Origin of the sequence: Achromobacter sp. (assembly GCF_032113835.1) — a bacterium.
In the GTDB taxonomy this organism is placed as follows: domain Bacteria; phylum Pseudomonadota; class Gammaproteobacteria; order Burkholderiales; family Burkholderiaceae_B; genus Achromobacter.
On record NZ_DAMCTG010000015.1, the window covers coordinates 1 to 9155 of the forward strand.

Consider the following 9155-nt stretch of genomic DNA (forward strand, 5'->3'; position numbering starts at 1 on the left):
ATGCAAGCCGCTCTACGCCCTCAATCTTCGGAATCGCCGGCGCCCGCCACCGCCGAGCCGTTTTTTCCTCCCCAACTGTTGGCCCGGTTGGACAAGAACGGGCCGCGATACACCTCGTATCCCACGGCAGACCGCTATCACGGCAGCTTCGGCGAGCAAGACTACCGCCTCGCCCTGCAGCAGCGGCGCGCAACCAGCCCGGCCGAGCCGCTGTCGCTCTACGTGCACATTCCCTTCTGCGAATCGGTCTGTTATTACTGCGCCTGTAATAAGGTGGTGACCCGCCACCACGACCGCGCCGCCCGCTACCTGGATGCGCTATCCAGCGAAATCGCGCTGCATGTGCAGGAACTTGGCCCAGGTGTGCCGGTGTCGCAACTGCATTTCGGGGGCGGAACCCCCACGTTCCTGTCCAACGAGGAACTGGCCCGGCTGATGGGCGATCTGCACAGCGCCTTCCGCTTCGAACCCGACGCCGAAATCTCCGTTGAAGTCGACCCTCGCACTGCCACTCCCGAGCGCCTGGCCTTTCTGCAGCAACTGGGTTTCAACCGCCTGAGCTTCGGCGTGCAGGATTTCGACGAACGCGTACAGGTCGCGGTGCACCGGGTCCAGTCGTACGAAGACGTTGCCGCGCTGATGCACAGCGCACGTGACTTGGGCTACGCGTCGGTCAACGTCGACCTCATCTATGGCCTGCCGCTTCAAACCACCGAATCCTTCGCTCGCACCATCGAGCAGGTCATCTCGCTGCGCCCCGACCGCATTGCGCTCTACGCTTACGCGCATCTGCCCGAACGCTTCAAGCCGCAGCGCCGCATTCAAGAATCCGACCTGCCGGACCGCGCCACGCGCGTCGGCCTGCTCAGCTCCGCCATCCAGGGTTTCCTGAAGCAGGGCTACACGTATATCGGCATGGACCATTTCGCGTTGAACACCGACGCACTGGCCATTGCCAAGCAACGCGGCGAGCTCCACCGCAATTTCCAGGGCTACAGCACGCAGCCGGACCGCGACCTGATCGCCCTGGGCGTGTCGGCCATTGGACGCATCGGCGACACCTACAGCCAGAACGCCAAGATCCTCGACGAATACTACGCCGCCATCGAATCCGGCAAGTTCGCCGTCGAACGCGGTTTGGCCCTCAGCCCCGACGATCTGGTTCGCCGCGAAGTCATCATGGACATCATGTGCCAAGGCCGCGTGGACTTCGCCCGCATCGAGGCCAAGCACGGCCTGCGGTTCGGCGACTACTTCAGCCGCGAGCTCTCGCAGGTGGCCAGCCTGGCGGAATTGGGCCTGGTGAATCTGCATCTGGGCGAACTGCGAGTCACCGGCCTTGGCTGGTACTTCGTGCGCGCCGTGGCCATGGCCTTCGACAAGTACCTGCGATCGGCCATTCCGACCGCCACATACTCCCGCATCATCTGATCTCTCGCGCGGCCAACCGGCCGCGCTTTTCATTCGGCAAACTTGTCGCGCAAATACAGCGCCAGCGACAGATCATCAGACAGTCCCAGCTTGCGCATCGCGCGGCGCTTGTGCGTGCTGACCGTCTTCTTGCTGCGCACCAGCCTGCGGGCAATCTGCGTCACCGACAGGCCCTGCCGGATGTGACGCAGGACTTCCACTTCCGACGTCGTCAGCAGCGCGTGCGGCGCCGTCGGCTCCATGCTGCGGATCTGTCCGTCCTCGACCGTCAGGAACGGCGTATTGGCCTCGACCACGCCGCGGATCATGTCCGGCAGCAGGACCAGGCCCCATTGTTTTGCCAGGTAGCCGGCGGCGCCGGCCCGAAAGGCGGCGTACTCGGTCTCTTGACGATTGCCGGCCGAAAAGGTGATGACCGCCATGTTGGGGTGGTAGCGGCGCACCCGCCGCAGGTAATTGACGCCATCGAAAGGTTCCAACGGCAGATAGAAGTCGATCAGCGCGACATCGCACGGCTGCTTGGCCAGCTTCTCCAGCAGCGCGCGCGCCGAGGTTTCGCGGTGCACCACATGAAACCCCGGGCGGGTTTCCAGAAACGCGCCGATGCCCAGCGCGACCACGGGATGGTCGTCCAGGACCGCGACCCGGATGACCGGCGGCGGGCGCGACAGCAACATGTGCTTGCGGGCTTCAAAGCCGTCCGCCGGCGCAATAAGCGGGCCGTGAAGCGAGCCGCCGGACATCTGGCTTGCAGTCTCTGAAACGCGATTCATCGTTGCTCCACGATCGGATTGGGGTCCAGGGCGATCCGCGCAGCCACGAGGCGGCGGTCACTGGCGCGTTTCCGCGCGCGGCCCTGAAAGTCGTCGGCAGATTACGTGTTCGGCGCGCGTTTGGGTCGCCAAACGGGCCAAAATCAGACCGATCCGCCGGTGCTAAACATCTCGCTGTGCCCCCTGGAGGCTCACTGCAATCCTCCGTGGCGTTTTCGCCACGGGCGGCGCGTAAACGGTGCTACAATCGGCAACGTTCCATGCAGCTATCTCGGCTGCATTTGTTTTGCTGCACCTTGATCCGCGCCTCGCATTGCGCGCACCAACAGGCCCAGACATGTTTTTCCCGCCCGCACGAACTACGACCCGGAACTTTCGCCCCATGTCGCGTTAGTTTTTTCGTGCGTCGGGTTTCACCGTGTCAGGTCAGCGGTAGGACTCATCAAGACAATCAAATGAACGCGGCTACCAGGCCGCGTTTTTCGTTTCTGTTTTCGTTTTTCAGTTCCAAGAACCCCAGGAAGCACTCCCGATGGTACAGATCACATTGCCCGATGGTTCGCAGCGCCAATTTCCGGGACCGGTAACGGTCGCCGAAGTGGCGCAATCGATCGGTACGGGCCTGGCGAAGGCTGCCCTGGGCGGCCGCGTGACGTTCGACGGCTCGGAATCCAAGCTCGTCGACACCAGTTTCCGCATCGCAGACGACGCCCGTCTGGCCATCGTGACGGCCAAGGACGCGGACGGCCTGGATCTGATCCGCCACTCGACTGCTCACTTGCTGGCCTACGCCGTCAAAGAGCTCTTCCCGGATGCCCAGGTCACCATCGGCCCCGTGATCGACAACGGCTTCTACTACGACTTCTCGTACAAGCGCCCCTTCACGCCGGAAGACCTGGCCGCCATTGAAAAGAAGATGGCGGAACTCGCCAAGAAGGACGAAGTCGTCACGCGCGAAGAATGGTCGCGCGACGACGCCGTCGAATTCTTCAAGGGCATCGGCGAAAAGTACAAGGCGGAAATCATCGCCTCGATCCCGTCCAACGAGACGCTCAGCCTGTACCGCGAAGGCGACTTCATCGACCTGTGCCGCGGCCCGCACGTGCCGTCCACGGGCAAGCTCAAGGTCTTCAAGCTGATGAAGGTGGCCGGCGCCTACTGGCGCGGCGACAGCAAGAACGAGATGCTCCAGCGCATCTACGGCACCGCCTGGGCGACCAAAGAAGAACAGGAAGCCTACCTGCACATGCTCGAAGAGGCCGAGCGCCGCGACCACCGCAAGATCGGCCGCGAACTCGACCTGTTCCACTTCCAGGACGAGGCGCCGGGCCTGATCTTCTGGCACCCCAAGGGCTGGGCCCTGTGGCAGCAGGTGGAGCAATACATGCGCGGCGTGTACCGCGACAACGGCTACCAGGAAGTCAAGGCGCCGCAGATCCTGGACATTTCGCTCTGGAAAAAGACCGGCCACTGGGACAACTACCGTGAAAACATGTTCACGACCGAGTCCGAGAACCGCGTCTATGGCCTGAAGCCCATGAACTGCCCGGGCCACGTGCAGATCTTCAACGCCGGCCTGCATTCCTACCGCGAACTGCCCCTGCGCTACGGCGAATTCGGCCAATGCCACCGCAACGAACCCTCGGGCTCGCTGCACGGCATGATGCGCGTGCGCGGCTTCACGCAGGACGATGGCCACATTTTCTGTACCGAAGACCAGCTTCAGGACGAATGCGCCGATTTCACGGCACTGCTGCAAAAGGTCTACCGCGACTTCGGCTTTACCGAAGTCCTGTACAAGGTCGCCACGCGCCCTGAAAAGCGCATCGGCACGGACGAAGTCTGGGACACGGCCGAAGCCGCCCTGATGGAAAGCCTGCGCCGCACGGGTTGCGAATTCGAAATCTCGCCGGGCGAGGGCGCCTTCTACGGCCCGAAGGTCGAATACACGCTCAAGGACGCCATCGGCCGCCACTGGCAGTGCGGCACGATCCAGGTCGATTTCTCCATGCCCGTGCGCCTGGGCGCCGAATACGTGGACCAGAACGACCAGCGCCGTCCGCCCGTCATGCTGCACCGCGCGATCCTCGGTTCGCTCGAGCGCTTCATCGGCATGTTGATCGAAAACCACGCCGGCGCAATGCCGCCCTGGCTGGCGCCGGTGCAAGCAGTTGTATGCTGCATTTCCGAACCTTCGGCCGATTACGCAGCCGAAATTACGCAAAGCCTGAAAAAACAAGGCTTTAGAGTAGAGTCCGATTTGCGCGGTGAAAAAATCACTCGTAAAATTCGGGAACACAGCCTGCAAAAGGTGCCGTACATTCTTGTCGTCGGCGACAAGGAAAAGCAAAACGGCACTGTTGCCGTACGTGGACTGGGCGGCCTGGACCTTGGCGCCATCCCGTTCGCCGACTTTGTCTCCCGGTTGTCCGAAGACGTTGCGACCCGTCGCGACGTTACTCAACCCGATAGCAGCGCTGCTTAACATTTCTAGGAGCTTTCAACATCGCCACTGAAAAAGCCAATCGCATCAACGGTGAAATCCGCGTCCCCGAGGTGCGCCTGATAGGTCTGGACGGAGAACAGCTGGGCATCGTCAAGATTGCCGACGCGTTCCGTCTTTCCGAGCAAAACGACGTGGATCTGGTGGAAATCGCGCCGAACGCCGAGCCGCCGGTCTGCCGTTTGATGGACTACGGCAAGTTCAAGTACCAAGAGCAAAAGCGCCAAGCCGAGGCCCGTTCCAAGCAGAAGGTCATCCAGGTCAAGGAAGTCAAATTCCGTCCGGCGACCGACGAGGGCGACTATCAGGTCAAGCTGCGCAATCTGCGCCGCTTCCTCGAGGAAGGCGACAAGGCCAAGGTGACGTTGCGTTTCCGTGGCCGCGAAATGGCTCACCAGGAACTTGGCATGCGCGTCCTTGAGCGCGTGCGCGACGACCTCCTGGAGCTTGCTCAGGTCGAAGCCATGCCCAAGCTCGAAGGCCGTCAGATGGTCATGGTGCTGGCGCCGAAGAAAAAGGCTGTGCCTGCAGGCAAGCCCGAATCGGCAGCCTGAGCGCCGGCCGTACCCGTTTAGGCAAGGCCGAGCCTTCCATTCCTGCAACCCGCCGTGTCCGTCTCGTGACCGGCGGGTTCGCTTATTGGCCGGCTCTACGCTACGATGTCACAAAGCATAGCCGCCTTCCCACCAGGGGAGGCGGCGTCCGTTCAGGGTGTCGCGATGCACGTTTTGTTCGTTTTGGATCCCTTGCCGCTGCTCAAGGCGTACAAGGATAGTTCGGTCGCCATGATGCGTGCCCTCGTGGCGCGCGGGCACACGCTCAGCGTGGCCATGCAGGGCGATCTCTACATCGAGGCGGGCGTCGTCAAGGCGCAAACCACCCCGATCGAGCTGGTCGCCGATGCCGACCTGCACGGCCACGACTGGTGGCGCGAATCAGCCTCGCTGGAGCTGGCGCTGGCGGATTTTGGCGCGGTCGTGATGCGCAAGGACCCGCCGTTCGACATGGAATACGTGTATTCCACGCACCTGCTCGAGTACGCCGAGGCCCAAGGCGCCTGCGTGTTCAACGGCGGCGCGGCCATCCGGAACCATCCGGAAAAGCTGGCGATCACCGAAATCAGCGAGTTCACCGCGCCCACGCTGGTCACTCGCAACATGGCGCGCCTCAAGGCATTTCACGACAAGCATCAGGACGTCATCGTCAAGCCGCTGGACGGCATGGGCGGCACCGGCGTGTTCCGCCTGCAGCCCAAGGACCCCAACCTAAACGCCATCCTGGAAACGCTGACCGACAACGGCGCGCGCACCATCATGGCGCAGCGCTTCATCCCTGACATCGTCAAGGGCGACAAGCGCATCCTGCTGATCGGCGGCGAACCCGTGCCGTACTCCCTGGCCCGCATCCCCCTGGCCGGCGAAACGCGCGGCAACCTGGCCGCCGGCGGCCGCGGCGTCGCCCAGGAACTGTCTCCCCGGGATCGTGAAATCGCGGAAGCCGTGGCGCCCAAGCTGGCCGCCCGCGGCCTGCTGCTGGTCGGCCTGGACGTCATTGGCGACTTCGTCACCGAAGTCAACGTCACCAGCCCCACCTGTTTCGTTGAAATTGCCGAACAGACCGGCTTTGACGTGGCCGGCATGTTCGTGCAGGCGCTGGAAAAAGCCGTGGCGGCCAAGGCTGCCGGCTCCGCCTCTGCTGCTGCCTGATTTTTCGGAACCGACATGACCACGGGTATTGTGATCGTCGTGCACGCGCCTCTGGGCGCGGCAATGCGCGAGTGCGCGAGCCACGTCATGGGCGATCTGGACGGCATGCTGGCAATCCATGACATCCTGCCGGAAGACCTGCCGGACGACCTGGCGCCGGATGTCCTGAAAGACATCCTCGAGCAGGACCACGGCGCGGGCGTTCTGGTGCTGACCGACCTGATCGGCGCCACGCCCGCCAACATCTCCAAGCGCGCGGTCGCCGACGCGCAGGCCCAGGGCATCCAGTGCTGTGTGCTCGCGGGACTCAACACGCCGATGCTGCTGCGCGCGTTGACCTACCGCAACCTGCCGTTGGCCGAAACCCGCGAAAAGGCGCTCGCGGGCGGGGTGCAGGGGGTCTTGCGGGTAGACTGACGGGCGGAAAATTGCCCTATTATGTCGGCTATTATTTCAAGCCGACGATCGGTACGACGATTGGCTGCGATCAACACCGCGGCATAGCCTGCGGTCACTACCTTTCCTATGCCTAATACTGACATTGTCATCAGCAACAAACTGGGATTGCACGCGCGGGCCGCGGCCAAGCTGACGCAGCTTGCCAGCAAGTTTTCCAGCGAGATCTTCATTTCGCGCGGCGCACAGCGCGTGAATGCCAAGAGCATCATGGGCGTCATGATGCTGGCGGCCGGGCTGGGCGTCACCGTCAAGCTGGAAGCCTCCGGCAGCGATGCCGAGCAAGCGCTTTCCGAAATCGAAACTCTGTTCGACAGCAAATTCGGTGAGCAGGAATAGACTCTCTTCTGAATCGACCGGCCCGGCTCGGGCCGGTTCGCCCGTAGCCGCGCCCGGCGCGTCCAACGGGGCTGCTTCTGCCAGCCCCGTTGTGTGTCTGTACGGCAAGGGCGTCGCCAAGGGCTACGCCATCGGCCGCGCCGTCGTCATGGGGGCCGCGGCGCTTGAAGTGGCGCACTACCGGATCTCGCCGGAAGACGTGCCCGCCGAAAGCGCCCGCCTGACCGAGGCTCTGGCGTCGGCGCAGCAGGAACTGCTGCAGCTGGCCGACACGCTGCCGGCCGATGCGCCGCGCGAGCTGGGCGCGATGCTCAACGTGCACAGCCTGCTTCTGGGTGATCCGCTTCTGGCCGAGCAGACGCTCGCCCTGATCGCCGAACGCCATTACAACGCCGAATGGGCGCTGACGACGCAAGGCCAGATCCTGGGCCAGCAGTTCGACGCCATGGAAGACGAATACCTGCGCGAGCGCGGGGCGGACGTGCGTCAGGTGATCGAGCGCGTTCTGCACGTGCTGGCCGGCACGTCGGCGATCCTGCCCGACATGTCCCACATGGGCGGCGATGACGCCCTGGTCGTGGTGGCGCACGATATCTCTCCCGCCGACATGCTGCGCCTGCGCGGCGGACGTTTCGCCGCGTTTGTCACCGACCTGGGTGGGCCCACCTCGCACACCGCGATCGTGGCGCGCAGCATGGGCGTGCCTGCAGTGGTGGCAATGGGCAACGTGCGCGAACTGGTCCGCGATGGCGACATGCTGATCATCGACGGCTCGGTCGGCGCCGTGGTGGTCAACCCATCCGACCGCATCCTCCAGGAATACCGCCGCCGCCAGGCCGCGTACGCCGACGAGCGTGCCGAGCTCAGCCTCCTGCGCGACGAACCGTCCGTCACCCTGGATGGCATCGACATCGTGCTGCACGCCAATATCGAACTGCCGGACGAGGCCGCGCTGGCGCTGGCGTCCGGCGCGCACGGCATCGGACTGTTCCGCAGCGAATTTCTCTTCATGGGCCGGCCGGACCTGCCCGGCGAAGAAGAGCAGTACGAGGCCTATGCCTCGGTCGTCAAGGTGATGGCCGGCCGCCCGGTCACGATCCGCACGCTGGACATCGGCTCGGACAAGACGCTGGACGGCGAGGCCACCGTGGCCACCAATCCCGCCCTGGGGCAACGCGCCATCCGCTATTGCCTGGCGCGTCCCGAGATGTTCGCGACTCAGTTGCGGGCCATCCTCAGGGCGTCCGCTCACGGGCCGGTGCGCCTCTTGATCCCGATGATCGCGCACATGCATGAGGTCGTCGCGACCAAGGCCGCCATCGAGGCCGCCCGGCGCGAACTCGACGCCCGCGGCCAGGCCTATGCGCCGCACATGGAAGTGGGCGCGATGGTCGAAGTCCCCGCCATCGCCATCGCGATCGAACCCTTTGCCCAGGCGCTGGACTTCCTGTCCATCGGCACCAACGACCTCATCCAGTACACGCTTGCCATCGATCGTGGCGACCACGACGTGGCTTCGCTTTACGATCCGCTGCATCCGGCGGTGCTGCGCCTGGTCGCCAACACCATCAATGCCGGCGAACGGGCGGGCAAGCCGGTGGCCGTCTGCGGCGAAATGGCAGGTGATTCGCGCATGACTCGCCTCTTGCTCGGGCTGGGCCTGACCGAGTTTTCGATGCATCCGCAGCAACTGCTGGACGTCAAGCGCGAGGTGCGCCGGGCGCACTCCAACGCGCTTCGCATCAAGGTGGCGTCGGCGCTGAACCGCGCCTTGCCCGTCGACCTGGACGCCCTCGGCCCGGCCTGATCGCCGCCTCGCGGCATTGATTGAACCAGGTGTCTGACACCGTCCCAAGCGGGCAGGAACCAGGTGTCTGACACCGTCCCAAGCAGGCAGGAACCAGGTGTCTGACACCGTCCCAAGCAGGCAGGAACCAGGTGTCTGAC

8 protein-coding genes are annotated in these 9155 nt (G+C 63.9%); 7 read left to right on the plus strand and 1 reads right to left on the minus strand.

The annotated features are described in order from the left end of the window. A complete protein-coding gene (gene hemN / locus RT697_RS08210; protein ID WP_313698039.1) occupies positions 1-1431 on the plus strand; it encodes an oxygen-independent coproporphyrinogen III oxidase in 1431 nt (476 codons plus the stop codon). Between the two features lie 29 nt (positions 1432-1460). Here the strand turns inward: hemN and RT697_RS08215 are convergent, their stop codons facing one another. Further along, positions 1461-2174 carry a response regulator gene (locus RT697_RS08215; RefSeq protein WP_409517412.1) on the minus strand — a complete coding sequence of 238 codons (714 nt, stop codon included), beginning with the start codon at positions 2172-2174 and terminating at the stop codon, positions 1461-1463. A 562-nt stretch (positions 2175-2736) separates the two neighbouring features. Here RT697_RS08215 and thrS point away from each other — a divergent pair. From thrS to ptsP, 6 genes are all read left to right on the plus strand, one after another. Beyond that, a complete protein-coding gene (gene thrS, locus RT697_RS08220) occupies positions 2737-4689 on the plus strand; it encodes a threonine--tRNA ligase (RefSeq protein ID WP_313698042.1) in 1953 nt (650 codons plus the stop codon). A 20-nt stretch (positions 4690-4709) separates the two neighbouring features. Continuing rightward, positions 4710-5261, plus strand: coding sequence for a translation initiation factor IF-3 (gene infC, locus RT697_RS08225; protein ID WP_076812461.1), 552 nt, complete (start codon positions 4710-4712; stop codon positions 5259-5261). Between the two features lie 165 nt (positions 5262-5426). After that, complete coding sequence (gene gshB, locus RT697_RS08230) at positions 5427-6413, plus strand: glutathione synthase (RefSeq protein WP_313698043.1); 987 nt, start codon at positions 5427-5429, stop codon at positions 6411-6413. A 15-nt stretch (positions 6414-6428) separates the two neighbouring features. Further along, entirely contained in the window at positions 6429-6830 is a 402-nt protein-coding gene (locus tag RT697_RS08235; protein WP_056569684.1) for a PTS sugar transporter subunit IIA, read from the plus strand. A 108-nt stretch (positions 6831-6938) separates the two neighbouring features. After that, a complete protein-coding gene (locus RT697_RS08240) occupies positions 6939-7208 on the plus strand; it encodes an HPr family phosphocarrier protein (protein ID WP_006387993.1) in 270 nt (89 codons plus the stop codon). A gap of 97 nt (positions 7209-7305) precedes the next feature. Beyond that, positions 7306-9015: a phosphoenolpyruvate--protein phosphotransferase gene (gene ptsP / locus RT697_RS08245; protein WP_313698153.1), complete on the plus strand. Its 1710-nt coding sequence runs from the start codon at positions 7306-7308 to the stop codon at positions 9013-9015. Positions 9016-9155 lie beyond the last annotated feature (140 nt).

Bases quoted from the DNA above. Each gene is read 5' to 3' on its own strand.
- hemN (WP_313698039.1), top strand. From the start codon at position 1: ATGCAAGCCGCTCTACGCCCTCAATCTTCGGAATCGCCGGCGCCCGCC.
- RT697_RS08215 (WP_409517412.1), bottom strand. From the start codon at position 2,174: ATGTCCGGCGGCTCGCTTCACGGCCCGCTTATTGCGCCGGCGGACGGC.
- thrS (WP_313698042.1), top strand. From the start codon at position 2,737: ATGGTACAGATCACATTGCCCGATGGTTCGCAGCGCCAATTTCCGGGA.
- gshB (WP_313698043.1), top strand. From the start codon at position 5,427: ATGCACGTTTTGTTCGTTTTGGATCCCTTGCCGCTGCTCAAGGCGTAC.
- RT697_RS08235 (WP_056569684.1), top strand. From the start codon at position 6,429: ATGACCACGGGTATTGTGATCGTCGTGCACGCGCCTCTGGGCGCGGCA.
- RT697_RS08240 (WP_006387993.1), top strand. From the start codon at position 6,939: ATGCCTAATACTGACATTGTCATCAGCAACAAACTGGGATTGCACGCG.